Raw genomic sequence first — 23,739 nt, 5'->3', positions numbered from 1 at the left:
GGAGATCGCACGACCATGGCTACCAGTGACACGTACGCCCGCACCCGCCGAAACTCGCTGACCGAGAGTCTGCTCGGCATCCTCGGCCCGATGCCCAAGCAGTCGTCGGGACGGCCCGCCACGGACGGCGAGGGACGCCTCCTCGTCGACGGTGAGCTTGTGGAGTCCTCGTCGGGCGAGAGGTTCGAGAACGTGAATCCGGCGACCGGAGAGGTGGTCGGTCAGGTCGCCGACGGCAGCGTGGCGGATCTCGAGCGTGCGACTGAGGCGGCGCGCCGGATCGTCGACACGCACTCGTGGAGTGCCGACGGCCCCTTCCGTCGGCACTGCCTGGAGCAGCTCGCCGACGCGATGGACCGGCACATCGTCACACTGCGCGAGGCCCTCGTCACCGAGCTGGGCTCGCCCGTCCGCCTGGCTGCGGGAGTCCAGGTCGACCCCGTACCGGACAAGATCCGGCACATCGCCCGGCTCGCCGAGAGCGTCACGGACACCACCGAGATGCCGGACGACGCTCGCGGACCGGTCGTCCAGGGCAGGCGCATCGAGCGCGAACCCTTGGGGGTCGTCGGAGCGATCACGCCGTGGAACATACCGCTCGACATCGCCATGGCGAAGGTCGCCGGGGCACTTGCGGCCGGCAACGCCGTCGTGCTCAAGCCCGCCCCCGACACCCCCTGGGTCCCCGCGCTCGTCGGGAGGCTCGCGGCGGAGGAGACGGACCTGCCGGCCGGCGTGCTCAACATCGTCAACTCCTCGGACCACTCGCTGGGTGCCCGGCTGACGGCCGACCCGCGCGTCGATGCCATCAGCTTCACGGGATCGACAGCCACCGGCCGCAAGGTCATGGCCGCGGCCGCCGGCGAGGTCAAGAAGGTGCACCTCGAACTGGGCGGCAAGAACCCGAGCATCGTACTCGACGACGCCGACCTCGAACAGGTCGTCCCGCTCGCCGCGGCCCTCGGCTGCTTCAACACGGGTCAGAGCTGCATCCTGCCCAGCCGCCTCCTCGTACCCGCCGCGCGGCTGTCCGAGTGCGTCGAGCTCGCCGCCCTGGGGATGGAGTCGGTCACCGTGGGCGATCCGTGGGACGGGGGCACCTTCATGGGACCGCTCGTCAGTGCCCTCCACCGCGACCGCGTGCTTGCCGCCGTGTCCGAAGGCCTGACGGAGGGCGGACGCGCCGTCGTCGGCGGCTCGGAACCGGGAGTCGGCCCTGGTTACTTCGTACGACCCACACTTGTCGCGGACGCTCCGGAGCACGGCTCGCTCGTGCAGGAGGAGGTGTTCGGGCCGGTCGTCGCTCTGCAGCCCTACGAGGACCTGGACGACGCGGTGCGGCTCGCGAACGGAACGCGCTACGGCCTGGCCGCCTACGTCTGGAGCTCGGACGAGCAACGTGCGGGCGCCGTCGCGTCCCGGATCCGGGCCGGGATGGTGGGGATCAACGGGGGGCTCTCGACGGCGGCCGACATGCCGTTCGGCGGAGTGCGGCACAGCGGAGTCGGACGTGAGTGGGGGACTGCCGGCGTGGAGGAGTTCCTCGAGCTCAAGTCGATCGCAGTGACCCGCTTCGTCTGACCGGCCCCATCACATCCGACCACACTCGAACAAGGAGCAGCACATGACCGTCGAGGCGACGCAGGTGGAGGCGCGCCCTCGCGAGGACGAGATCCTCGAGGCATGCAACGGTGCGGAGGCCTTGCTGCGGCTGATGGCGGCGCAGGGGGTCGACTGGATCTTCGTCAATCCCGGGACCGACACCGCGCCCGTCCAGGAGGCTGCCGTCGCGCTCCGCGAGCGCGGCATACCCGCACCCCGCATCCAGCTGTGCCCGGACGAGCGCGTGGCGCTCGCGGCGGCGCAGGGCTACTGGCTGCGGACAGGGCGCCCGCAGGTCGTGCTCGTGCACGTCGACGTCGGCACGCAGAGCCTGGGAGCGATGCTCCACAACGCGCAGCGGGGCAACAGCGGCGTCGTCATCATGGCAGGGACGTCGCCGCGGACACTCGAGGGCGAGCTTCCCGGGGGCCGGTCGATCCCTGTTCACTGGCAGCAGGACCAGATCGACCAGGCGGGCATCGTCCGCGGCTACGTCAAGTGGGCCGACGAGCTGACCATGCCCGAGGTGCTCCCGAGCCTGGTCCCGCGGGCGTTCCAGGTTGCGCGGAGCGAACCGGCCGGCCCGGTGTACATGACCGTCGCTCGAGAGGTTCTCATGGCGCCAATCGAAAGCGTGCGTGTGGTTCCGCCCGAGCGGCTTCGCGCGCCCGTCCCTCCGGCCGCCTGCGGGGACGCGATCGCCACGACGGCGCGGTGGCTCGCAGAGGCCGAACGGCCGGTGATCGTCACCGGGCGGCTCGGCCGCAGGACCGGTGCCGCCGAGGCGGTCGCGCGACTGGTCTCGCTCACCGGGACGCCGCTGATCGACGCGCGCGAGTACGTCAACCTGCCCTCGAGCGACGACCACTACGTCGAGGACGACGAGACCTCGACCGAGCTGTTACGGTCCGCGGACCTCGTTCTCCTCGTCGACGTCGAGGTCCCGTGGGTCCCGACGATCCGCCAGCCGCCGCAGGATGCGCGAGTCGTCCAGATCGACCTCGACCCTGTCAAGGCCTCGATGGTCAGCTACGGGTTCCGGGTCGACCTGCCGATCCAGGCCGACAGCTCGCGCGCCCTCTGGCAGCTCCTCGAGGCGGTCGACGAGGTGGCGGCGGACGACAGCCGCGTGTGCTGGCGCGAGCGCGGCGAGGCTCTGACCGCCATGAAGCGGGACCGGGTGGCACGCCGGGCGGAGCTGGTCGCCGGCGAGCAGTCCGCTCGGCCGATCACGCCCGTGGTCCTTGCGAACGCCATCAACGAGGTCCTCGATCCGGAGGTTGTCGTGCTCGAGGAGGTCACGACGAACGACGCCGTGGTCCGCGAGCACGTGTCGAGGGAGCGCCTGCACACCATCTATGCGATCGGCGCCGCCGGCCTCGGATGGGCGCTGGGTGCCGCCATGGGCGTCAAGCTCGCGGAGCCCGAGCGGGAGGTCGTCGCGCTGTGCGGTGACGGCTCCTTCGTCTTCAGCTCGCCGGTCGCGGCACTGTGGACTGCGCGGGACACTGGTAGTCCCTTCCTCACGGTCATCTTCAACAATCACGGATATCGTGCGGCGAAGCTGCCTGTCACCGGACTGTTCCCGGGGGGTGCCTCGGTGGGGCACCAGGACTTCAGCGGCACAGTGATCGCGGGTCCGCCGGACTACGCCGCGATCGCACGCGCCTGCGGCGCCCATGGTGAGAAGGTCGACGACCCGACCCGGCTCAGGGCCGCCCTCCTGGACGCGATCGGGGAGGTCCGCGCCGGCCGGTGCGCGGTGGTCGACGTCTCCATCGTCACCATCTGACACGACGCGGATCCGGTGGCCACGCCTCGCTCGGCGGTCGGTGATCGTCACCCCGCCGACCGTGCCCGCGGGGTCGGCCCTGATGGGAAGGAGCTGAGGGATGAGGGACATGCTCAAGGTGATCCGGGGCTGGACGGAACCGTTCGCGGTCGCCACCGTGGTCGAGGCCTGGAAGTCCTCACCCGACGGCCCGGTGCGTCGATGGCGTTCGATACGTCGGGCCGGGTGGTAGGCAGCGTCTCAGGAGGCTGTGTCGAAGGTGACCTCTACCTCCGCTGTCAGGAGGCGCACGGCGAGGGGCACACGGGCGAAGTGACCGTCTTCGCCGACTCTACGCACCGCCACCCCGGATGATCGTCTTCGGAGCGACCGACTGTGCCGGCGCGCTCGTGCGTCTGGGGAAGTTCCTTGGGTACCACGTGACGGTGTGCGACGCCCGGCCCGTGTGCGCCACCCGTATACGCTTTCCCGACGCCAACGATATCGCCTTCGAGCGGCCGCACGAATGTCTGGCGCCTCGACCGACATCGACGCGAGGACCGTCCTGTGCGTGCTGACGCACGACCCGACGTTCGACATTCCGCTCGTCGCAGAGGCGCTGGCCACGGACGCCGCGTACATGGGCGTCATCGGCAGTCGCCGCACGCATGTCGACCGGAACGAACGGCTGCGGGCGATGGGCGTCTCCGAAACCGACCTGCGGACGCTGCGTTCACCGGTCGGGCTGGATCTCGGCGGACGGACCTCCGAGGAGAGAGTCCTCTCGATCGGGGCCGCTATCATCGCTGAGCGCTGGGGCGGTAGCGGCGCACCGCTGTCGGGTCTCAACGGGTCGATCCATGGGTCGGCGGCATCATTGATGGGTCGGGATCAGTGCGAGTTGGCCGTGCACAGTCCGTCCTGACGACCCGCGGGGCGCACGCGAAGACGAGTGCACACGGTCGTCATCGTGACTCGGCCGCCCTGGTTCTGGGTTCCAGGCGCGGCAGGTTGCGCGGATCGTGCAGCTCTGCGCCGCCGCCCCGCTGCCACTTCTTGCCCCCGGGGTAGGAGACGAGCTCGAACACCTGTCCCCATGGTGAGCGGAGGAAGACGAACCGTGCGTCCGGGCCCGACTCGGGTCCGGGCAGCGGCATCGGCTCGCCGAGCACATCGACGTCGAGGGCCAGGGCTGCCGTTACGGCGATATCGAGGTCGTCGACGTAGAGCGCGACGTGGTGGGCGCCGACGTCGTCAGGACGCAGTGGAGTGCGCCGTGCGGACGGTGACGAGATCTCGAGCAGCTCGATGTTCGTCGGGCCGAGTCGGAGCATCGCGATCTTGATGACGTGGCTGTCTGCCGGACGGCCGAACTGGCGCTCAGCACTCTCGGACTGAGGATGGGGGCCGTGCCGGAACAGTTCGATCGCGCCGAGGATGTCGCACCAGAACGTGGCTGCCTGATCGATGTCGGGGACGGTGAATCCGATGTGGTCCACCCCGCGCAGTCCCGACGGAGACAGGCTCACAGCCACACCCGCCCGCCGTTGATCCCGAGCACGACCCCGGTGACGTGACCGGAGCGTCGCGAGACGAGGAAGTCGAGGCTGCTCGTGAGGTCGTCCGCGGTGGCGATCAACTTGATGGACTGTCGCTCGCGGTAGCGCTCGAGTCGGGCAGAGCCCTGGCGTCCCTCGACATCGGGCGTGAGGACGATGCCCGGTGCAAGGCAGTTGACCGTCACGCCGTCGGGGCCGAGCTCGGTCGCCAGCGCGCGCGTGAGGCCGACGATGGCCGCCTTCGCGGCCGCGTACGCGACCATCGATCGGCTCTCGGCGTCCCACACCACGCTCGAGCTCATGTTGACGATGCGGCCGGCACCGTCGGCACGGAGGTCGGGCAGCAGTGCGTGGCTGAGCAGTACAGCGGACTCGACGTTGACCGCCATCACCTGGCGCCAGCCCTCGAGCGTCTCCTCGGCGAACGCCCGGTAGGGGGACAGGCCCACGTTGTTGACGAGCACGCGGGGCGACCCGAGCTCGGTGCGAACCCGGGTCACGAACTTGGCGATCACCTGCGGGTCGGTCGCATCGCCGACGTGGCAAAGCAGTCTTCCGACCGTGGAGTCATCTGCGCCTCTCGGGTCCTCCGGAGAATCGGCGACGTCGAGGATGGCCACGTCATGCCCGGAGCGCAGGAGCGACCGCACGAACGCACGGCCGAGGCCGGCGGCACCACCGCTGACGACCGCGACACCGCCGTCAGCATGTGCAGAATTGTATGACATAGTACGCAGTGTAAGCCAAAGCAGGGCTTGTGAGAATCGGAGGGTGCGGTGCTGGCGCTGAGGAGAAAGGCCGCGGGAGAGGCCGAGGTCGCGGAAGTCGAAGAGCCGACGCCGGGCGATGGCGAGGTTCTCGTCGAGCTCAGGTACGCGTCGGTCAACCCGTTCGACCTTCAGGTGCTGCGCGGCGAGATCGGTAACCCGAATCGCGTGCTTACCCTCGGCGCCGAGGGGACCGGCTACGTCGACGGTGAGCCCGTCCAGGTCTCCGGTGCCGGCCTGGGTGCTGGTCGGGATGGCACCTTCGCCCCGTTCGTCGTCGCGCCTACCGCTGCGGTGCGTGCGCTCCCGACCGACGCGGACCTGGCGACGGTCGCCACCCTCGGTGTCGCGGGGCGCACCGCCTGGCGTGCCGTTCACCAGCTGGCGGAAGTCGGCCCGTCGGACGTCGTCCTCGTCCTGGGCGCGACGGGCGGGGTGGGGACGTACGCCGTCCAGCTCGCCCGACAGGTGGGCGCGCTGGTCCTCGCGCACACGGGGAACGCCGACAAGATCCCCTACCTCGAGGGTCTGGGCGCGGAGACCGTATTGGCGCGCGAGGGCTCCGAGCTAGCGTCTCTCCTGCGCGGGGCCGACGTCAGCGTGGTGCTCGACCCCCTCGGTGGCGACTATGTCGCCGAGCTTGCGGCTGTCATCGCTCCGCGTGCGCGAATCGTCACGTACGGCATCCTCGCCGGCGAGCACAGCAGATGGAATCTCGGCGCCCTCTACCGGAAGGGGCTCAGAGTGTTCGGCACGAGCGGCAGCACCACCACTGCCGAGGAGTCCGCGCAGTCGCTCAAGGGCGCTTGGGATGCGGTCCTCGATGGCGTGATCTCGCTCGACCTGCGAACCCTGCCGCTGAGCGGGAGCGCACAGGCGTTCGACCTGCTGTCCGAACGCCGTGTGACCGGCAAGCTGCTGATCGAGATGCCGGTCGCGTAAGCGCGGTTCTGTAGGAGTGGACGAATGTTGTCGCGAAGGCGGGTGCTACACGGATGACCGGACGCAATGTCCTTGTCACGGGCGGTGCGTCGGGCATCGGCGCCGCGGTCGTCGATCGGTTCCTCGCGCTCGGGGACCGGGTGACGATTCTTGACCGCACCCAGGGCTCGACCGACGCGGTGGAGGCGGTGACGGGGGACGTCCGGTCCGCGGCCGACAATCTCGCGGCCGTGGTGGCGGCGGCGCCGGACGGGAGGCTCGACGTGCTCGTGGCCAACGCCGGTGTTCATGACGGGGGACGGCGGCTGACGGACGGCTCCATCGACGAGTTCGATCGGTGGTTCCGTGCTGTGCTCGAGGTCAACGTCATCGGGTATGCATTGGCACTCAAGGCGGCGAGCGGGCCACTCGTGGCCGCGCGTGGAGCGGCTGTCCTTACGCTCTCCGACGCCGCGTTCGACGTGCGCGGAAACGGCTCGGGCCTGGCGTACCCGACCTCCAAGCACGCTCTGCTCGGACTGTGCCGGGCGGCCGCGCGCGACCTGGCGCCTCACGCGCGGGTCAACGCCGTTGCGCCCGGCGGGGTGCCGACCCGACTGTCCGACGGTGCGGGGGAGGCGAGCAGACCGCTGATCGACGACGCGGGGGCGCTCGAGCAACGTCTGCGAGAACGCACGCTCATGGCACGCGGCACCACGCTCGAGGAGATAGCGGACGCGTACGTCTATCTCGCCTCCGCCTCAGCCGGGTCCATCACCGGCCAGGTGCTCCGGGTTGACGGCGGGCTCATTCCGTGACCGTTACGATGCCATGCATCCCGTGATGACCGTTCGTGCGGTCCGGTCGGTACGCCCCGTTCCGTGCGGGACGACGGCGGCCGCTCGCCGGACGACGCGGTCCAAGGGGCAGAACCAACGTGGCATGGAGGTCTTCAGGTGAACAGCTCGAGTGCGACGGCCGGCGCCGGGACCGAGCTGCCGGCGGCACTTCCGCGGGTGGGGCGCGGTTCTCTCTCCGACGAGGTCTCGCGGACCCTGCTTACCGCGATCCTCGACCGCACGTTCCCCAACGACCGATTGCCGAGCGAGCCGGAGCTCGCGCTGCAGCTCGGAGTCAGTCGCACCACCGTGCGCGGCGCGCTCCACTCGCTCGAGCTGCTCGGCGTCATAGGTCGCACACCGGGACGCGGGACGACGCTTCGGCCGCACGTCGGTCGGGACTGCATCACACTCAATCGCCTCATCGGCTTCAAGGGTCTGCTGGAGTCGCGGCACGACGACGTCCGGGTCGAGCAGACCTATGCGCTCGTCGACAAGGGAAGCGACGACGCCACTGCTGCGCTCGGGCTCGGCGACGATGCGGCGGTCGTCCTCAACGAGAAGACGATCTTCGCGGCGGGGCGCCCTGCGGTACTCCTTCTCCAGGAGGTGCCGGCGAGTCACGTGGCACCAGCGACGCTCGAGGCGATCGGTGAGGGGCGCTGGCCCGACCAGGCCGAGACTATCTTCGACTTCAGTCAGCACTGGCCCGGTCGCACCATCGACCATTCGGTCGTCGAGCTCGTGCCCCAGGTCGCACCGCCGGCCAAGCACGCGGCGCGTGCGCTGCCCGTCCGGCCCGGGCAGCCGTACCTGGCGCTGCACGAGGTCCACTACAGCGACACCAACGAGAAGGTGGCTTTCACCCGTGAGGTCATCGACGACGACCTGCTGCGGCTCAAGCTCGTCCGTCTCCGATAGGGCGACGAGACGAGCCCGTGGTCAGTCCTGCTGGAAGGTAGACAGCTCGCCCTCCGGCAGCGGTGTCCGCCAGACCGTCAGCGACAGTGACAGCGTGTCGTAGTAGCCGACGAGAGTGACGAGTTCTGCGAGCCGTTGGAGTCCGAGCGTCTCGCGTGCCTCGGCATGCCGCTCGTCAGACAGGTCGCGCTCACGTGCGAGCTCGCCGACGACGTCATGCGCGAGTCGCTCCGCGACCGACAGAGTGTCCACCGCGTGGCCGTCGGCGATCCCCGCGATCTCCTCGTGGGTGAGGCCGGCCGCATGCCCCACTCGCTCGTGTGCGTACCACTCGAAGTCGCTGCGGCGCAGAGCCGCGAGCGCGAGGATGGCGACCTCGCGCTCGCGGTTCGACAGCGACGTGCGGTAGCGGATCGCGGCGCCGAGCTCCTGCAGGACCGATCCGAGCCTGGGAGCAACCAGCATCGCATTGAACGGGCCCTCCAGCCGACCGTCGTCGTTCGTCAGCCGAAAGGCCGAGGTCGATGCTCGCGGTCCGCCGACGATGGACTCGTAGACCCCGATCTGTTCATCGTCGAGCTCCGCGCGAGAGTACCACGGGATCCGTCCGTGCTGGACGCCCCGTTCGCCGTCCACGATCCTGCCCGGGCTCACGATCGCCCGTCCCGCACGGGTGAGCCGGCGACGAGCGCCTCCGGTCGCTTCTGTTGCCACGCGTCGAAAGGGAAGCTCGTGCGCGAGACTCTCGGCGGCGCGGCTGGGTCGATCCGCGCCATGTCGGTGTTGACCTCGCACCGGTTGCCGAACGGGTCCTTGAAGTAGAGGAAGACGTTGTTGCCCGCGATGTGACGACCGAACGAGGCGTCGAGCGGGATGCCGCGCGCCCCGAGCGCGTCGGCGACCCGCACCATGTCCTGCACGGACGGCACCGCGAAACAGAAGTGGTGGAGCTCGGGCGTCTCGGACTCGGAATAGAGGAACGCAAGGTCGTGATGGAGCTCTCCTGCCCGGATCCATGTGTTGCGCCATGGCTGCCCCTCGCCGGGTTGCCATGAGTCGGAGATCCTCCAGTCGAGGGTGTCCACCAGGAACTCGACGACCGGCCGGATGCTCGAGGTGAGCAGCGTGATGTGCTCGAGGGGGATGGGACCCGTGACACGGTGATGGGCGGCCGGCGCGTCCGTGTTCGGTACGAAGGTGCGCGGGTTCGCGGCGAGCACCAGCTCCATCACGTGGCCGGACGGCAGCGAGAGGATGATCCCGTCGTCGAGGCCCGGATCGTTGATGGCTCCGCTGTCCTGGTACGTGACGCCGGCGGCCGACAGGCGGGTGCGCGCCTCCTCGAGCGCCTCCGCGCTGCGCACGCCGAACGCGAAGTGGTCGAGCCGGTTCGCGCCCTCGGTGAGGTGGACGTCGAACGTCGGCGACTTGCCCGTGGCGAGGTAGACCCCGTTCTCGTTGCGCGCGATCTCGACGAGCCCGAAGAGGCTCTCGTAGAACTCGACCGCCACCTCCAGATCCGGCACGCGGAGGCTGATGTGCTCGATCTTGCTGATGATCACGGGACCACTCCTTCTTGTCACTGCGCCTCGACCTCATCGTCGATCGAACATAGTATGACATAGGACAGACAAACGCCTGGCGCACGATCTCGCTGCGTGGCGCCGCTCCGGTCGTGCCTGCATCGATGCGGTTCGTGCGACAGATGTGACGGGTGCGGGTCGATTGTGTTGCACATCGTGTCGACGGCGGAGTAAAACTCATCCGATTGATGTTGGCCTTCATCCCATCACAGTGGTTCGGCCGCTGGCGCTCTCTCAGTCGGACCTCGCCGCACACCGGCCCTTAAGACGACGCGGCTGTCACGGGAGCCCGCCGTCAGCGGCTGCCCGGCCCCCGGACCCACGCCTCGGCGTGCGTGGCGACGTCCTTGCTCGAGCCGACGAGTGCCGCCTCGAGGTCGGCGACCCGGTAGCTCATCGCCCCGGACCAGTCGGAGACGACGACCCGGCCGTCCGCGACCCAGAACGTGTACGTCGGCTGCCCGTCGATGGAGAGCGCGTAGGGGGTCGCCGTGATCGGTGTGCCGTCCAGGTCGTCGACCTCGGCCTCCGGGCCCCGCTCGACCGCGGCGGGCACGGTGCCCAGCGTGGACTCGTCGAGCCGGTCCCACCGCACGGTGTCCTCGCCGGAGGCGACGAGCTCCTCGACCACGAGGATGTCGGCGTAGCTGGGGATCGAGCCGGGAGCGACCTCGCGCGCGCCGAGCGTGGCGATCGTGCCGCCGACGTGGTCGGCCATCTCCAGCGAGGTCCACTCGCTCGGCCTGCCCGGGTGGACGACCCGGATGGCGACGCGGTACAGCGCGTCGCGGGGCTCGACGAAGCAGGTGAGGAACCGGGTGCCGCTGGCTGAGTCGGCTCGCAGGAGCACGCCCGCGCTGCCGTCGGCGCCGCGGAACGCCTCGTGCTCGATCGTCATGCTGGGAAGGTTATCGGGCGTCGGCGGGGGCCACCGACGGCGCCCCGGGGGCGGACTCCCCGCCGGGGTGACTGCGGCCCGGCTCAGCCCGACGAGCCGGCTCGCGCTGCAACGGGTACATCAGCAGCAGGACGGTCGACGGTCGACGCCCACAGCCACGTCGTGGCACCGACGACGAACGCGGCGATGAGCATGTGGAGGATGACGAGGGCGCCCGGCAGGCCGGTCGCGTGCTGGACGATGCCGGTGACTGCGCCGGCCACGGTCAGGGCCACGAGCGTCCAGGCCGCCGTGACGGCCCGCCCGAGGGCCGGCTCCGCGCGTCGTCGTCGGGTGATGAGGAACGTGACCACCACGAGGACGGCCGTGAACGCGTACACCGCCCAGGCGTGCACGCGGGTGATGGCCAGCGGGTCCAGCGCCCAGCGGTAGGGGTGGGTGTCGTCGCCCGAGTGCGGGCCGGCCCCGGTGACCACGGTGCCGAGGACCGTCATGACGGCGGCGAGCGCGACGAGCACCTTGAGGAGCCCGCGGGTACGCGGATCGAGGAGGCGCCGCGGCTCGGTGTCCGGGGAGGCCAGCCGCACGAGCAGGTAGGTCGAGAACGCCACGAGGCCGAGCGAGACGTACATGTGCAGGCCCACGACGGCGGGGTGGAGGTCGAGCAGCACGGTGATCCCGCCGATGACGGCCTGGAGCGCGACGCCGATCAGCGGCACGAGCGCGAGCGCGTGCAGGCGGCGCGGGCGGCTCCTCGTCGGCTCGGTCCGCCACACGAGGATCACCAGCGCGAGCGCGACGATGCCGAGCACCCCGGTGAGCGTGCGGTTCCCGAACTCGATGAACGCGTGGTAGCTCGTCTCCTCGTGGAACACGGGGGTGAACTCGCCCGGCTCGCACATCGGCCAGGTCGAGCAGCCGAGGCCGGAGCCCGTGACCCTGACGAGACCGCCGGTGACGATGATCCCGATCTGGCACACGAGGTTGGCCACCGCGACCCACCAGGTCAGCGGGGAGACGAGGTCGCGGCGCCCGGGTCGGACCGGGCCGCCACCGCCGAGACGCCTGGTGGGGACGGGATCCGTGGGGGGTGCTGCGCTCACCGCTCCAGACTACGTCCGGTCGCAGGCGAAAAACCTTGCTCGTCGGCGTGACGTCGCTAGCGTCGGGCCGGTGAGCCAGTACGCGACCGGCGGAGCCGGCATGTCCGACCTGACGGTGTTCGACCACGTCCGCGGCGCCGACGGCGAGCACGTCGGATACATCGGCATGACCGACGACGGGCAGTTCGTACCGTTCGACCGGTTCCACCGCCGGCGGGGGGACGCCATGGACCTCGACGAGGCCGAGGCCGTCCTGGAGGAGGCCGGGCTGTCCTGGCTCGCCGAGGACTGGCTGCTCGACGTCGACGGCGAGCGCGTGGCCGTCCGGGTCGTCGAGCTGCGGCGCGACGTGGTCGTCGTCGCCCGTGCGATGGAGGACATGACCGCACACGTGGCGAAGGCTGTCGACCTCACCCAGACCGTCGAGCTCGCGCTGCCCACCGACCGGCTGAGCCCGGCCTGAGCCCCGTCCGACGCGGGGACTACTCCTCCCAGCGGACCACGCGCGCCGCGACCACGGGCAGGACCACGGCCCACGCCGCGAGGACCGCGACCGACAGCCAGTCCGGAGCGCCCGGGGTCGCGAGCGAGCGCAGCGCCTCGCCGAGCGCGCCGGACGGGGTGAACGAGACGATCGCGCCCCACCAGGCCGGGTAGGTCGACGTCGGGGCGAGGACCCCGCCGCCGGCAGCGAGCAGCACCCACAGGGTGTTGGCGATCGCGAGCACGGCCTCGGCCCGCAGCGTGCCGCCGACGACGACGCCGAACGCGGTGAACGCCGCCGTTCCCAGGAGCACCGTGAGCAGGGCGACGGGCACGGCCACCGACCAGCTCCCGAGGTCGGGGCGCCACCCGACGACGAGCGCGGTGGCGGTCAGCAGCACCACCTGGACCACGACGAGCGCGAGCACCGCACCCGCACGCCCGGCGAGCAGGCCGCGGGGACCGAGAGGGGTCGTGGCGAGCTGCCGCAGCACGCCCCACCGGCGGTCGAAGGCGAGCGCGATCGCCACCGAGGGCAGGCCGGCGGCGCTGATCGCGAGGGCAAGGGCAGAGCTGAGGGCCGCGCCGTGCTCCTGGCCGGAGCCGGAGACCGGGAGCGCCACGACGTCGGTCATCACGAGCGCGACGAGCGCGCCGATCGGCATGAGCAGGGTGAGGAGCAGCTGCTCCCCGTTGCGCAGCGTGCCGACCGTGTCGAACCGGGCCTGCGCGAGGGCCCGGCGCACCGCGGGGCTCACCGGGACCTCCGGCGACGGCGCGGCGAGGCGCCGTCGGCCTGTTCCGGGTCGGGGGAGGGGGAGAGGGAGCGACCGGTGAGCTCGAGGAACGCGTCCTCCAGCGTGCGCCGGCCCGCGACGATCTCGACGCCCGCGCGGGCGGTGGCTGTCTCGACCGGCCCGGCCGAGGCGGCCGTCTCGGCGGCGTCGTCGCCCGCCCCGGTCGAACCGCCCGCCCTCGTCGCCTCGCTCGCCCTGGCGGCGGCCGTCTCTGCAGCGGCGTTCCCGGTCACCTCGGCGGCGGTCGTCTCTGCGGCGGCGGAGACCGCGGCGACGTCGTGGGCGTCGGGCCCGTGCGTCCCGGGCGCGAGCAGGACGCGGGCGGCGGCGCCGTCCCGTGCCGGCGCGGTGGCCTCCGCGAGGTCCGTCCGGCCGGCGGCCGCGAGTGCGGCGGCGAGGTCGCGGGCCCAGTCCGCCCCCGCGCGCCCGTCGGGTGCGAACGCGTCGACGAGCGAGTGCCCGGCGAGCTCACCAGGGGCGCCGGTCGCCACGACGGTCCCGGCGTCGACGACGACCACCTGGTCGGCGAGCTCCTCGGCGTCGTCCATGAGGTGGGTGGTGAGCACGATCGCCACGCCGTCGGACCGCAGCTCGCGCACGAGGGCCCACGTCTCCCGGCGCGAGCGGGGGTCGAGGCCGGCGCTGGGCTCGTCGAGGAACACGAGCCGGGGCCGGCCGACGACGGCGCACGCGAGCGCGAGCCGCTGGCGCTGACCGCCGGACAGGCGCCGCACGGGCGTGCGGGCGGACGAGGTGAGGTCGAGGCGTTCGAGCAGCTCACCCGGGTCGAGGGGACGGTCGTACATCCGGGAGACGTGGGTGAGGACGTCGCCGGCGCGCGGCGCCATCGGCAGGCCGCCGTCCTGGAGCATGACGCCGACGAATTCGCGCAGGGGCGCGGCCGACGCCGGGTCGGACCGGTCGAGCCCGAGCACGCGGATCGTCCCCGAGTCCGGTCGGCGCAGACCGACGCAGCACTCCACGGTCGTCGTCTTGCCCGCCCCGTTCGGGCCTAGCAGGGCCGTGACCTCACCGGCGGCCGCCGTCAGGTCGATGCCGTCGGCGGCGGGGCGGCCGCCGTACGCGCGGCGGAGCTCGCGCACCTCGAGCGCGGCGGGGGAGTCGGGCACCGGCTCAGGGTAGTTCGGGGTGCCGGTGTACCTGGTGCCCGTCCGCCGGCCCGGGCTGCGCCGACCGCCCGCTGCGCGGCGGCCTGCCCGGTGCCACCATGGTCGAGCCAGCATGATCCCTGAGGAAGGTGAGCCATGACGCTCGTCGCGGGGGTCGACTCCTCGACCCAGAGCTGCAAGGTCCTCGTCGTCGATGCGGACACCGGTGAGGTCGTGCGCGAGGGGCGGGCCCCGCACCCGGACGGCACCGCCGTCGATCCGAACGCCTGGTGGGACGCCCTCCTGGCGGCGGTCGAGGATGCCGGCGGTCTGGACGACGTCGCCGCGATCTCGGTCGGCGCCCAGCAGCACGGCATGGTCTGCCTCGACGAGCGCGGCGAGGTGGTTCGCGACGCCCTGCTGTGGAACGACACCCGCTCCCACACCGCCGTGAACTCCCTGCACGAGGACCTCCCGCCGGAGGAGTGGGTCCGGCGCACCGGGCTCGCGCTCCTGCCCTCGTACACGGTGACGAAGGTGCGCTGGCTGCGGGACGACGAGCCGGACAACGCCGCGCGCACCGCCGCGGTCGCCCTGCCGCACGACCACCTCACGTGGCGTCTGCGCGGATTCGGCCCGAACGACCCAGACCTGGAGGCGCTGACGACGGACCGCTCCGACGCCAGCGGCACCGGCTACTGGTCCGGCACCACCGAGGACTACGACCTGGAGCTGTTCGAGCTCGCCCTGGGCAGGCGCGCGGTCCTGCCCCGCGTGCTCGGCCCCACCGACTCCGCGGGCACCACCGCGGAGGGCCTCCCGGGCATCCCTGCGGGACTGCCGATCGGGGTGGGCGCGGGCGACAACGCCGCCGCGGCACTCGCGCTGCAGCTCGAGGTCGGGGACGCCGTCATGTCCCTGGGGACCTCGGGCACCGTCTACGCCCGGACCGACCGCCCGGTGCAGGACGAGCAGCGGGTGCACGCGAGCTTCGCCGACTGCACCGGCGACCACCTCCCGCTCGCGGCCACGCTCAACGCGGCGCGGAACCTCGACGTCGTGGGGCGGCTCCTCGGACTGGACCACGCCGCGCTGGCCGACCTCGCGCTGGAGGCCGCCCCGGGCGCGGACGGACTCGCGCTCCTGCCGTACTTCACGGGGGAGCGGACCCCCAACCTCCCGGGAGCCCGCGGCTCGCTGCACGGCCTCACGCTGGAGAACCTCACGCCGGCCAACCTCGCCCGCGCCACGTTCGAGGGCATGCTCGCCAGCCAGGTCGTCATGCTCGAGGCCCTCGCCCGCCTCGGCGTGCCCGTCCACCGGCTCCTGCTCAGCGGAGGGGCGGCCGACAACCGGGCCTTGCGTGCGGTCCTCCCGCACCTGGTCGACGTGCCCGTCGAGGTCCCTTCGCCCGGTGAGTACGTCGCCCTCGGCGCTGCCGCGCAGGCCGCGGCCACCCTCACGGGCTCCTTCCCGAGATGGGCGACGGACCGGACCAGCCTCGGACGGACCGAGCTCACACCCGTCGTTGCGGAGCAGCACGCGGCCGCAAAGCACGCACTCGGGTACACCTGAGTGCCGGGAGGAGGGATCGGCGAGGGCCCGGGGGGGAGAGGTGCGCGGGCGTGGGTCGTTCGTCGTCGTCGGAGACCTCGGCCTGTCATCGTCGGGGACCTCGGCCTGTCGTCGACGGCGAGGACCTCGGCCGCCCGTCGACGGCGAGGAGCTCGGCCGAACGGCGACGGCGCCCCGGCTGGCTGTCCGGTTCCGGGCTGCGCGAGCCTGCAACGGTTGGCTGTCCGGTTCCGGGCTGATCGAGCCTGCACCGGCGTCGAGGGCGCGGTGTGTCGCCGAGATGACGAGCTGGGTGTCGAGTGGAGGGCCGCCGTCGGTGCTCTCGGCACATCGACCGCGTCCTCGGCGGGGACACCGCGTCCTCGGCACCTCGACCGCGTCCTCGGTGCGGAGGCCACGCCGCCACCCCACCGGGCGGATCGCGCCTACCTGCACCGGCCGCTGCCCTGGCCTGCCCTGCGCCGAGTCAGTGAGGTAGGTGCCGAGTCAACCCCCGCGGGGCCCTGTCTCGACGGTTACCTGATTGCCTCGGCGGGATCGGCGCGAGTCGAGGACGTCGGCGAACCGGACCGGCCTCGCCGATCACCGGCTGATCGACGTGCCCGCACCCGCCGCCACTACCGCCCCAACACCAGCCGCCGCACCCGCCGCCACTTCCGCCCCCACACCAGCCCCCACACCAGCCGCCACTACCGCCCCCGCACCAGCCCCCACACCAGCCGCCACGACCGTCCCCACACCCGCCCACAGGCCCCCGCGACCCACGTCACAGACTCCTCGACGACACCCTCCCGGACCCCGCCCACCAGCGTGGTGTGCCTGGTCACAGGCCCATTGAGCCGCCCGCGAACGCTCCCCCAGGTTAGGCGAACCTTGCTGGACGACCCCCATTAGGCAACGCATACTGTGTGTAATTCATCGGCGACCTCGGGCGGCAGCCCGCCGCTCCAGGACGAGCCCCTTCGGGCCCCTCGTCGGTGACATCGACAGAGGGAGGCACGCATGACGCAGGCGAGCCCACCGCTGCACCCGACCACCGGGGGCGAGGACACCTCCACGCGCGACCGCGTGCTCGGGCTCGTGCTCGAGCACGGCCCGGTGTGCGCCGCGGACGTGGCCGACGAGCTCGAGCTCACCTCGGCCGCCGTGCGCCGCCACATCGGCGCACTGGAGGCCCAGGGCCTCATCACCGTGCAGCGCAACCCCGGGACGACGACCCCGCGCCGCGGCCGTCCCGCCCGGCACTACGTCGCGACCGACGCCGGCCGCGCCGAGTTCACCGACGCCTACTCCGACCTCGCCGGGCAGGTCCTCGACTTCCTCGTGGAGAAGGCCGGCGCCGAGGCGGCCGACGAGTTCGCCGACCGGCGCGTCGGCGACCTCGAGCGCCGCTACGCCGACCAGCTCGAGGGCACCAGCCCGGGCGCGGAGCGCGTGCAGGCCCTCGCGGAGGCGCTGACCGCCGACGGCTACGCCGCCACCGTGCGCAAGGTCGGCGACAACGAGATCGCCGTCCAGCTCTGCCAGGGGCACTGCCCGGTGCAGGACGTGGCCGAGGCGTTCCCCCAGCTCTGCGAGGCGGAGACGCGTGCGTTCTCCCGCCTCCTCGGTGTCCACGTGCAGCGGCTCGCGACCCTCGCGAGCGGCGGCTACATGTGCACCACCCACGTGCCACTGGCACTTCCCACACGTCAGAACCCCCACCCGACACCGGTCGGCACGGAAGGACCTCGATGACCACCACAACACCTCCCGCCCGGGAGCAGCTGACCCAGGAAGAGACGATCGCGTCCATCGGTCAGTACGGCTACGGCTGGCGCGACTCGGACGACGCCGGACAGGCGGCGCGCCGCGGCCTGTCCGAGGACGTCGTGCGCGACATCTCGGACAAGAAGGACGAGTCCGAGTGGATGCGCAAGCTGCGGCTCAAGGCGCTGCGCCTGTTCGACCGCAAGCCCATGCCCGAGTGGGGCGCGGACCTGTCCGGCATCGACTTCGACCTGATCAAGTACTTCGTGCGGTCCACGGAGAAGCAGGCGACGAGCTGGGAGGACCTCCCGGAGGACATCAAGAACACGTACGACCGGCTGGGCATCCCGGAGGCCGAGAAGCAGCGGCTCGTCGCGGGTGTCGCCGCCCAGTACGAGTCCGAGGTCGTCTACCACCAGATCCGTGAGGACCTGGAGCAGCAGGGCGTCCTCTTCCTCGACACGGACACGGCGCTCAAGGAGCACCCGGAGATCTTCGAGGAGTACTTCGGCACCGTGATCCCCCCGGGGGACAACAAGTTCGCCTCGCTCAACACCGCCGTGTGGTCGGGCGGCTCGTTCGTGTACGTCCCCAAGGGCGTCCATGTCGAGATCCCGCTGCAGGCCTACTTCCGCATCAACACGGAGAACATGGGGCAGTTCGAGCGGACGCTGATCATCGCGGACGAGGGCTCCTACGTGCACTACGTCGAGGGCTGCACCGCGCCGATCTACAAGTCGGACTCGCTGCACTCCGCGGTCGTCGAGATCATCGTCAAGAAGGACGCCCGCGTCCGCTACACGACGATCCAGAACTGGTCGAACAACGTGTACAACCTCGTCACCAAGCGCGCCACGGTCGAGCAGGGCGGCGTCATGGAGTGGATCGACGGCAACATCGGCTCCAAGGTGACGATGAAGTACCCGGCGGTCTACCTCATGGGCGAGCACGCCCGGGGCGAGACCCTCTCGATCGCCTTCGCCGGCGCCGACCAGCACCAGGACACCGGCTCGAAGATGGTGCACCTCGCGCCGCACACCTCGAGCTCGATCGTCTCGAAGTCCGTGGCCCGCGGCGGCGGTCGCGCCTCCTACCGGGGGCTCGTCCAGGTGCTCGAGGGCGCCGCGCACAGCAAGTCCAACGTGCTGTGCGACGCGCTGCTCGTCGACACCGTCTCGCGCTCCGACACCTACCCGTACGTCGACGTCCGCGTCGACGACGTGGAGATGGGCCACGAGGCCACCGTCTCCAAGGTCAGCGAGGAGCAGCTGTTCTACCTCATGTCCCGAGGCATGGAGGAGACGGAGGCCATGGCGATGATCGTCCGCGGCTTCGTCGAGCCCATCGCCCGTGAGCTGCCCATGGAGTACGCCCTGGAGCTCAACCGCCTCATCGAGCTGCAGATGGAAGGAAGCGTCGGCTGATGACCGCCACCCCGATCGTCGATCACTCCCAGGCGCGCGCCGACGACGCGCACAGCCACGGGGTCGTCCCCGAGGCCTCGCGGGCCGCCCGAGCCGCGTCGTTCGACCTTGCCGACCTGCCCGTGCCCACCGGCAGGGAGGAGGAGTGGCGGTTCACCCCCGTCGACTCCCTCCAGGAGATCCTCGCCGCGGAGCCGAGCTCCGCACGGCTGGCCTGGGACACCGAGCTGCCCGACGGCGTCACCCTCACCGAGATCTCGGCCGAGGACGCCCGCGGACGCACCCGCATCCTGCCCGGCGACCGGCCCGCTGCGGCGGCCGCGGAGCACGGCGGGAAGACGGTGCTCGTCAGCGTGCCGGCGGACACCGAGCTGGACCGCCCGGTCATGCTCGGCCTGTCCGGCTCCTCGGTCTCGGACCTCGTGTGGGGCAACGTCGTCGTCGAGGTGGGGGCGAACTCCCGCGCGATCGTCGTCGTGCGCCACACCGGCTCTGCCACGTACGGCGAGCGGCTCACGCTCGACGCCGCCGAGGGTTCGCACGTCACCCTGGTCACGCTCCAGGAGTGGGACGACGACGCGATCCACCTGTCGGAGAACGCGATCCAGATCGCGAAGGACGCCACGGTCAAGCACGTCGTCGTCACGCTCGGCGGCGAGGTGGTGCGTGTCTCGACGAACGCCCGCTTCGAGGGCACCGGCGGTGACCTCGAGCTGCTCGGCCTGTACTTCACGGACTCCGGCCAGCACCAGGAGCACCGCCTGTTCGTCGACCACGCGGTGCCGTCGTGCAAGTCGAACGCGACGTACAAGGGCGCCCTGCAGGGCGAGAGCGCGCACTCGGTGTGGGTGGGGGACGTCCTCATCCGCAAGGAGGCCGAGGGCACCGACACCTACGAGCTCAACCGCAACCTCGTCCTCACCGAGGGGGCGCGCGCCGACTCGGTGCCGAACCTCGAGATCGAGACCGGTGAGATCGAGGGGGCCGGCCACGCCTCGGCGACCGGACGCTTCGACGACGAGCAGCTGTTCTACCTGCGGGCCCGCGGCATCCCCGAGGAGGAGGCCCGCCGGCTCGTCGTCCATGGCTTCTTCGCCGAGCTCATCAAGCAGATCGGCGTGCCCGAGGTCGAGGAGGGACTGACGAAGGCCATCGAGGCCGAGCTGGACCTCACGATGGCGAGCAGCGCGTGAGCATGACCCGTGTCGCCTCCGCGGCCGACCTCGAACCCGGCGACGTCACGCTCGTGACGGCGTCGGGCGAGGACGGCCGCGAGCGACGCATCGCGCTCGCGCGCGACGAGGACGGCAGTCTCCACGCGCTGGACGACACCTGCAGCCACGAGCGGATCTCGCTGTCCGACGGCGAGGTGTTCGACGGGGCGCTCGAGTGCTGGAAGCACGGGTCCGCGTTCGACCTGCGCACCGGCCGTCCCACCTCCCTGCCCGCCACGGTGCCGGTCACCGTCTACGCCCTCGCCATCGAGGGTGACGACGTGCTGATCGACCCCGACACCCACGTCAACGCCGCCTGAGCGGCCGCCCAGAAACGTCAAGGAGCACCACATGTCCACCCTGGAGATCAAGAACCTCCACGTGTCCGTCGAGACCGCGGACGGCCCGAAGCCGATCCTGCGCGGCGTCGACCTCACCATCAACTCCGGCGAGATCCACGCCGTCATGGGCCCGAACGGCTCCGGCAAGTCGACGCTCGCGTACTCCATCGCCGGTCACCCGAAGTACACGGTCACCGAGGGCGAGGTCCTCCTGGACGGCGAGAACATCCTCGAGATGAGCGTCGACGAGCGCGCCCGCGCCGGTATGTTCCTCGCCATGCAGTACCCGGTCGAGGTCCCGGGCGTCACGGTGTCGAACTTCCTGCGCACCGCGAAGACCGCGATCGACGGCGAGGCCCCCGCGCTGCGCACCTGGGTCAAGGACGTCAGCGGCGCCATGCAGAACCTGCGCATGGACCCCGCCTTCGCCCAGCGCGACGTCAACACCGGCTTCTCGGGCGGCGAGAAGAAGCGCCACGAGATCCTCCAGATGGGTCTGCTGCGGCCGCGCTTCGCCGTCCTCGACGAGACGGACTCCGGTCTCGACGTCGACGCGCTGCGCGTGGTGTCCGAGGGCATCAACGACGTGCACGCCGACATCGGCGCCGGGATCCTGCTCATCACGCATTACACGCGGATCCTCAAGTACGTGACCCCGGACTTCGTCCACGTCTTCGTCGACGGCCGCGTAGCCGAGGAGGGTGGCCCCGAGCTCGCCGAGCGTCTCGAGTCCGAGGGCTACGACCGCTTCAGCCCGGTGGGGGCCTGACGACCACGATGAGCTCCACCACCGCCGCACCCGCCACCGGCAGCACCGCTGCCGGGGCGGGTGCGCGCGGCGTCGGCCACGGCTACGACCTGGCCGCCGTCCGCGCCGACTTCCCGATCCTCGCCCGCACGCTCGCGGAGGACCGCCCGCTGGTCTACCTCGACTCGGGCGCGACCTCGCAGAAGCCGAGCGTCGTCCTCGCGGCCGAGGAGCTGTTCTACGAGCGGTCGAACGCGGCCGTGCACCGCGGTGCGCACCAGCTCGCCGACGAGGCGACGCAGCTCTACGAGGACGCCCGCGCCACCGTGGCTCGGTTCGTCGGCGTCCGCACGGAAGAGATCGTGTGGACGAAGAACGCCACCGAGGGCCTCAACCTCGTCGCGTACGCCTTCATCAACGCGACCGCCGGCCGCGGCGGGACGGCGTCGAGCCGGTTCGTCCTGTCCGAGGGCGACGAGATCGTCGTCACCGAGGCCGAGCACCACGCGAACCTCGTGCCGTGGCAGGAGGTCGCCGCCCACACGGGCGCCACCCTGCGCTGGCTCGGCCTGACCGACGACGGTCGCATCGACCTGTCGACCCTCGACGTCATCACCGACCGCACGAAGGTCGTCGCCCTCGCGCACGCGCAGAACGTCACCGGTGCGATCAACCCGGTCGCGCCGATCATCGCCCGGGCCCAGGAGGTCGGCGCCCTCACGGTGCTCGACGCCTGCCAGTCCGTCCCGCACCTGTCCGTCGACCTCGCCGCGCTGGGCGTCGACGTCGCCGCCTTCTCGAGCCACAAGATGCTCGGGCCGACCGGCGTGGGGGCCCTCTACGGCCGCCGCGAGGTGCTCGAGGCCATGCCGCCGTTCCTCACGGGCGGGTCCATGGTCGAGGTCGTGCAGATGGAGTCGACGACCTTCATGCCGCCGCCGGCCCGCTTCGAGGCCGGCTCCCAGATGATCGCCCAGGCCGTCGGGATGGCCGCGGCCGCCCAGTACCTGGGTGACCTGGGCATGGACGCGGTCGCCGCCCACGAGGCCGAGATGGCCGCCCTCCTGCTCGACGCCGTGCGCGGCGTCGACGGGGTGCGCCTGCTCGGCCCCGACGAGCAGGTCGACCGGCTCGCGACCGTGGCGTTCGACGTCGACGGGGTGCACCCCCACGACGTCGGGCAGGTGCTCGACGCCGCCGGCGTGGCCGTGCGGGTGGGCCACCACTGCGCGCAGCCGCTCCACCGGCGCCTCGGTGTCCACGCGTCCACGCGCGCGTCGGCCGGCCCGTACACCAGCGCCGACGACGTGGCCGCGTTCGCGGACGCGCTCACCGACGTCCGACCGTTCTTCGGACTGGGAGGCTGACATGGCGACCGCGATGGAACAGCTCTACCAGCAGGTCATCCTCGACCACTCGCGCGAGCGGCACGGCGCCGGCCTCATCGACCCGTTCGACGGCGAGTCGTTCCAGGTGAACCCGACCTGCGGCGACCAGGTGACGATGCGCGTGCGCCTGGGGAACAACGACGGCGCCCCCGTCGTTGAGCAGGTCGGGTGGGACGGCCACGGCTGCTCCATCTCGCAGGCCTCGATCTCGGTGCTCACCGACCTCGTGACCGGCGAGGAGGTCCGGACGGTCGACGAGATCCACGAGACGTTCCGGGAGCTCATGCACAACCGGGGCGAGGACCTCGACGACGAACGGTCCGACCGGCTCGGCGACGCGACGGCGTTCGTCGGGGTGGCCAAGTTCCACGCACGTATCAAGTGCGCCCTGCTCGGCTGGATGGCTCTGCGGGACGCGCTCGCCCAGGCACTGACCCAGGAGGACGCATGAGCGAGACGACCGACGCCCCGGGCACCACACAGGGGCAGACCTACACGGGCGAGATGGCGGCGCCGGCCCCGGCCGGGCCGACCGCGACGCTCGCCGCCGACGTCGAGGAGGCGATGCGCGACGTCATCGACCCCGAGCTCGGTATCAACGTGGTCGACCTCGGCCTCGTCTACGGGATCACCGTGGACCAGTCGAACCACGCGAGCATCGACATGACGCTCACCTCGGCGGCCTGCCCGCTGACCGACGTCATCGAGGACCAGACCGCGATGGCGCTCGACGGGCTCGTCACGGAGCACCGCATCAACTGGGTGTGGCTGCCGCCGTGGGGCCCGGACAAGATCACGGGCGAGGGCCGCGACCAGCTGCGCGCGCTCGGCTTCAACGTCTGACACGACCCGCCCCCGTCGCCGAGCGTTCGGTCGGGGTTCGTCGAGAGTGCGGCACGGGCCGGCACCCACCCGGGTGCCGGCCCGTCGTCGTGCCCATGGGTCGA

27 protein-coding genes are annotated in these 23,739 nt (G+C 71.4%); 19 read left to right on the top strand and 8 right to left on the bottom strand.

Annotated features, from left to right (window positions below; genetic code table 11):
• Nucleotides 1–15: 15 nt before the first annotated feature.
• The 6 genes from ACPYO4_RS13270 (at nt 16) to ACPYO4_RS13245 (ending at nt 4,298) form a co-directional block, all read left to right on the top strand.
• Nucleotides 16–1,581, top strand: a complete 1,566-nt coding sequence (locus ACPYO4_RS13270; RefSeq protein ID WP_425709721.1) for an aldehyde dehydrogenase family protein — start codon at nt 16–18, stop codon at nt 1,579–1,581.
• A gap of 43 nt (nt 1,582–1,624) precedes the next feature.
• Nucleotides 1,625–3,394, top strand: a complete 1,770-nt coding sequence (locus ACPYO4_RS13265; RefSeq protein ID WP_425709720.1) for a thiamine pyrophosphate-requiring protein — start codon at nt 1,625–1,627, stop codon at nt 3,392–3,394.
• Nucleotides 3,395–3,494: 100 nt separating this feature from the next.
• Nucleotides 3,495–3,626 (top strand): hypothetical protein, encoded by a 132-nt coding sequence (locus ACPYO4_RS13260; RefSeq protein WP_425709732.1) that lies wholly within the window; start codon nt 3,495–3,497, stop codon nt 3,624–3,626.
• On the top strand, nt 3,596–3,748 hold the full coding sequence (locus tag ACPYO4_RS13255; RefSeq protein ID WP_425709719.1) for an XdhC family protein: 153 nt from the start codon (nt 3,596–3,598) through the stop codon (nt 3,746–3,748). The genes ACPYO4_RS13260 and ACPYO4_RS13255 overlap by 31 nt, the downstream gene beginning before the upstream one ends.
• Nucleotides 3,745–3,951, top strand: a complete 207-nt coding sequence (locus ACPYO4_RS13250) for an XdhC family protein (RefSeq protein WP_425709718.1) — start codon at nt 3,745–3,747, stop codon at nt 3,949–3,951. Before ACPYO4_RS13255 ends, ACPYO4_RS13250 begins: the two co-directional genes overlap by 4 nt.
• Complete coding sequence (locus ACPYO4_RS13245) at nt 3,945–4,298, top strand: XdhC family protein (RefSeq protein ID WP_425709717.1); 354 nt, start codon at nt 3,945–3,947, stop codon at nt 4,296–4,298. Before ACPYO4_RS13250 ends, ACPYO4_RS13245 begins: the two co-directional genes overlap by 7 nt.
• Before the next feature lie 40 nt (nt 4,299–4,338).
• Here ACPYO4_RS13245 and ACPYO4_RS13240 read toward each other — a convergent pair whose 3' ends face one another.
• Both ACPYO4_RS13240 and ACPYO4_RS13235 read right to left on the bottom strand, forming a co-directional pair.
• Complete coding sequence (locus ACPYO4_RS13240) at nt 4,339–4,902, bottom strand: VOC family protein (RefSeq protein ID WP_425709716.1); 564 nt, start codon at nt 4,900–4,902, stop codon at nt 4,339–4,341.
• Entirely contained in the window at nt 4,899–5,660 is a 762-nt protein-coding gene (locus ACPYO4_RS13235) for an SDR family NAD(P)-dependent oxidoreductase (RefSeq protein WP_425709715.1), read from the bottom strand. The genes ACPYO4_RS13240 and ACPYO4_RS13235 overlap by 4 nt, the downstream gene beginning before the upstream one ends.
• 48 nt (nt 5,661–5,708) lie before the next feature.
• Between ACPYO4_RS13235 and ACPYO4_RS13230 the strand changes: the two genes are divergently transcribed.
• The 3 genes from ACPYO4_RS13230 to ACPYO4_RS13220 all read left to right on the top strand — a co-directional run bounded on the left by ACPYO4_RS13230 (nt 5,709) and on the right by ACPYO4_RS13220 (nt 8,380).
• Nucleotides 5,709–6,641: a quinone oxidoreductase family protein gene (locus tag ACPYO4_RS13230; RefSeq protein ID WP_425709714.1), complete on the top strand. Its 933-nt coding sequence runs from the start codon at nt 5,709–5,711 to the stop codon at nt 6,639–6,641.
• 53 nt (nt 6,642–6,694) lie between these two features.
• Nucleotides 6,695–7,438 (top strand): SDR family oxidoreductase, encoded by a 744-nt coding sequence (locus ACPYO4_RS13225; protein WP_425709713.1) that lies wholly within the window; start codon nt 6,695–6,697, stop codon nt 7,436–7,438.
• Nucleotides 7,439–7,576: 138 nt separating this feature from the next.
• On the top strand, nt 7,577–8,380 hold the full coding sequence (locus ACPYO4_RS13220) for a GntR family transcriptional regulator (RefSeq protein ID WP_425709712.1): 804 nt from the start codon (nt 7,577–7,579) through the stop codon (nt 8,378–8,380).
• A 21-nt stretch (nt 8,381–8,401) separates the two neighbouring features.
• On the opposite strand, the gene ACPYO4_RS13215 is transcribed toward ACPYO4_RS13220, so the two are convergent.
• The 4 genes from ACPYO4_RS13215 to ACPYO4_RS13200 form a co-directional block, all read right to left on the bottom strand.
• Nucleotides 8,402–9,034 carry a carboxymuconolactone decarboxylase family protein gene (locus ACPYO4_RS13215; protein WP_425709711.1) on the bottom strand — a complete coding sequence of 211 codons (633 nt, stop codon included), beginning with the start codon at nt 9,032–9,034 and terminating at the stop codon, nt 8,402–8,404.
• Nucleotides 9,031–9,942 (bottom strand): VOC family protein, encoded by a 912-nt coding sequence (locus tag ACPYO4_RS13210; RefSeq protein ID WP_425709710.1) that lies wholly within the window; start codon nt 9,940–9,942, stop codon nt 9,031–9,033. The genes ACPYO4_RS13215 and ACPYO4_RS13210 overlap by 4 nt, the downstream gene beginning before the upstream one ends.
• 316 nt (nt 9,943–10,258) lie before the next feature.
• Nucleotides 10,259–10,861 (bottom strand): hypothetical protein, encoded by a 603-nt coding sequence (locus tag ACPYO4_RS13205; RefSeq protein ID WP_425709709.1) that lies wholly within the window; start codon nt 10,859–10,861, stop codon nt 10,259–10,261.
• A gap of 83 nt (nt 10,862–10,944) precedes the next feature.
• On the bottom strand, nt 10,945–11,964 hold the full coding sequence (locus tag ACPYO4_RS13200) for a COX15/CtaA family protein (RefSeq protein WP_425709708.1): 1,020 nt from the start codon (nt 11,962–11,964) through the stop codon (nt 10,945–10,947).
• Nucleotides 11,965–12,034: 70 nt separating this feature from the next.
• Between ACPYO4_RS13200 and ACPYO4_RS13195 the strand changes: the two genes are divergently transcribed.
• Nucleotides 12,035–12,427 (top strand): serine/threonine protein phosphatase, encoded by a 393-nt coding sequence (locus tag ACPYO4_RS13195; RefSeq protein ID WP_425709707.1) that lies wholly within the window; start codon nt 12,035–12,037, stop codon nt 12,425–12,427.
• 19 nt (nt 12,428–12,446) lie between these two features.
• Here ACPYO4_RS13195 and ACPYO4_RS13190 read toward each other — a convergent pair whose 3' ends face one another.
• Both ACPYO4_RS13190 and ACPYO4_RS13185 read right to left on the bottom strand, forming a co-directional pair.
• The gene (locus tag ACPYO4_RS13190; RefSeq protein WP_425709706.1) at nt 12,447–13,205 is read right to left on the bottom strand and encodes an ABC transporter permease; all 759 of its coding nucleotides are present in this window, start codon (nt 13,203–13,205) and stop codon (nt 12,447–12,449) included.
• Nucleotides 13,202–14,374 carry an ABC transporter ATP-binding protein gene (locus ACPYO4_RS13185; protein ID WP_425709705.1) on the bottom strand — a complete coding sequence of 391 codons (1,173 nt, stop codon included), beginning with the start codon at nt 14,372–14,374 and terminating at the stop codon, nt 13,202–13,204. The genes ACPYO4_RS13190 and ACPYO4_RS13185 overlap by 4 nt, the downstream gene beginning before the upstream one ends.
• Before the next feature lie 135 nt (nt 14,375–14,509).
• On the opposite strand from ACPYO4_RS13185, the gene ACPYO4_RS13180 reads away from it, so the two are divergent.
• The 9 genes from ACPYO4_RS13180 to ACPYO4_RS13140 all read left to right on the top strand — a co-directional run bounded on the left by ACPYO4_RS13180 (nt 14,510) and on the right by ACPYO4_RS13140 (nt 23,635).
• Nucleotides 14,510–15,928: an FGGY family carbohydrate kinase gene (locus ACPYO4_RS13180; RefSeq protein ID WP_425709704.1), complete on the top strand. Its 1,419-nt coding sequence runs from the start codon at nt 14,510–14,512 to the stop codon at nt 15,926–15,928.
• A gap of 1,002 nt (nt 15,929–16,930) precedes the next feature.
• Entirely contained in the window at nt 16,931–17,665 is a 735-nt protein-coding gene (locus ACPYO4_RS13175; protein ID WP_425709703.1) for a helix-turn-helix transcriptional regulator, read from the top strand.
• Entirely contained in the window at nt 17,662–19,101 is a 1,440-nt protein-coding gene (gene sufB / locus ACPYO4_RS13170; RefSeq protein WP_425709702.1) for a Fe-S cluster assembly protein SufB, read from the top strand. Before ACPYO4_RS13175 ends, sufB begins: the two co-directional genes overlap by 4 nt.
• Nucleotides 19,101–20,294, top strand: a complete 1,194-nt coding sequence (sufD, locus tag ACPYO4_RS13165; protein ID WP_425709701.1) for a Fe-S cluster assembly protein SufD — start codon at nt 19,101–19,103, stop codon at nt 20,292–20,294. Before sufB ends, sufD begins: the two co-directional genes overlap by 1 nt.
• Before the next feature lie 2 nt (nt 20,295–20,296).
• On the top strand, nt 20,297–20,635 hold the full coding sequence (locus tag ACPYO4_RS13160; RefSeq protein ID WP_425709731.1) for a non-heme iron oxygenase ferredoxin subunit: 339 nt from the start codon (nt 20,297–20,299) through the stop codon (nt 20,633–20,635).
• Nucleotides 20,636–20,666: 31 nt separating this feature from the next.
• Nucleotides 20,667–21,425, top strand: coding sequence for a Fe-S cluster assembly ATPase SufC (sufC, locus tag ACPYO4_RS13155; protein ID WP_425709700.1), 759 nt, complete (start codon nt 20,667–20,669; stop codon nt 21,423–21,425).
• 8 nt (nt 21,426–21,433) lie between these two features.
• Entirely contained in the window at nt 21,434–22,771 is a 1,338-nt protein-coding gene (locus tag ACPYO4_RS13150) for a SufS family cysteine desulfurase (RefSeq protein ID WP_425709699.1), read from the top strand.
• Between the two features lies 1 nt (nt 22,772).
• The gene (sufU, locus tag ACPYO4_RS13145; RefSeq protein WP_425709698.1) at nt 22,773–23,243 is read left to right on the top strand and encodes a Fe-S cluster assembly sulfur transfer protein SufU; all 471 of its coding nucleotides are present in this window, start codon (nt 22,773–22,775) and stop codon (nt 23,241–23,243) included.
• A gap of 53 nt (nt 23,244–23,296) precedes the next feature.
• Nucleotides 23,297–23,635, top strand: coding sequence for a metal-sulfur cluster assembly factor (locus ACPYO4_RS13140; RefSeq protein WP_425709730.1), 339 nt, complete (start codon nt 23,297–23,299; stop codon nt 23,633–23,635).
• Nucleotides 23,636–23,739: the final 104 nt, after the last annotated feature.

The organism is Georgenia sp. Z1491, from assembly GCF_049856175.1.
Classification (GTDB): Bacteria; Actinomycetota; Actinomycetes; order Actinomycetales; family Actinomycetaceae; genus JB111.
This window is presented reverse-complemented; position numbering and strand designations above follow the sequence as displayed.

What these genes read in the sequence shown, in the direction of transcription:
- sufC (WP_425709700.1), top strand. Translation starts at nt 20,667, where the DNA reads ATGTCCACCCTGGAGATCAAGAACCTCCACGTGTCCGTCGAGACCGCG.
- sufU (WP_425709698.1), top strand. Translation starts at nt 22,773, where the DNA reads ATGGCGACCGCGATGGAACAGCTCTACCAGCAGGTCATCCTCGACCAC.
- ACPYO4_RS13260 (WP_425709732.1), top strand. Translation starts at nt 3,495, where the DNA reads ATGAGGGACATGCTCAAGGTGATCCGGGGCTGGACGGAACCGTTCGCG.
- ACPYO4_RS13250 (WP_425709718.1), top strand. Translation starts at nt 3,745, where the DNA reads ATGATCGTCTTCGGAGCGACCGACTGTGCCGGCGCGCTCGTGCGTCTG.
- ACPYO4_RS13150 (WP_425709699.1), top strand. Translation starts at nt 21,434, where the DNA reads ATGAGCTCCACCACCGCCGCACCCGCCACCGGCAGCACCGCTGCCGGG.
- ACPYO4_RS13235 (WP_425709715.1), bottom strand. Translation starts at nt 5,660, where the DNA reads ATGTCATACAATTCTGCACATGCTGACGGCGGTGTCGCGGTCGTCAGC.
- ACPYO4_RS13255 (WP_425709719.1), top strand. Translation starts at nt 3,596, where the DNA reads ATGGCGTTCGATACGTCGGGCCGGGTGGTAGGCAGCGTCTCAGGAGGC.
- ACPYO4_RS13160 (WP_425709731.1), top strand. Translation starts at nt 20,297, where the DNA reads ATGACCCGTGTCGCCTCCGCGGCCGACCTCGAACCCGGCGACGTCACG.
- ACPYO4_RS13270 (WP_425709721.1), top strand. Translation starts at nt 16, where the DNA reads ATGGCTACCAGTGACACGTACGCCCGCACCCGCCGAAACTCGCTGACC.
- ACPYO4_RS13265 (WP_425709720.1), top strand. Translation starts at nt 1,625, where the DNA reads ATGACCGTCGAGGCGACGCAGGTGGAGGCGCGCCCTCGCGAGGACGAG.
- sufD (WP_425709701.1), top strand. Translation starts at nt 19,101, where the DNA reads ATGACCGCCACCCCGATCGTCGATCACTCCCAGGCGCGCGCCGACGAC.
- ACPYO4_RS13175 (WP_425709703.1), top strand. Translation starts at nt 16,931, where the DNA reads ATGACGCAGGCGAGCCCACCGCTGCACCCGACCACCGGGGGCGAGGAC.
- ACPYO4_RS13205 (WP_425709709.1), bottom strand. Translation starts at nt 10,861, where the DNA reads ATGACGATCGAGCACGAGGCGTTCCGCGGCGCCGACGGCAGCGCGGGC.
- ACPYO4_RS13180 (WP_425709704.1), top strand. Translation starts at nt 14,510, where the DNA reads ATGACGCTCGTCGCGGGGGTCGACTCCTCGACCCAGAGCTGCAAGGTC.
- ACPYO4_RS13140 (WP_425709730.1), top strand. Translation starts at nt 23,297, where the DNA reads ATGGCGGCGCCGGCCCCGGCCGGGCCGACCGCGACGCTCGCCGCCGAC.
- ACPYO4_RS13225 (WP_425709713.1), top strand. Translation starts at nt 6,695, where the DNA reads ATGACCGGACGCAATGTCCTTGTCACGGGCGGTGCGTCGGGCATCGGC.
- sufB (WP_425709702.1), top strand. Translation starts at nt 17,662, where the DNA reads ATGACCACCACAACACCTCCCGCCCGGGAGCAGCTGACCCAGGAAGAG.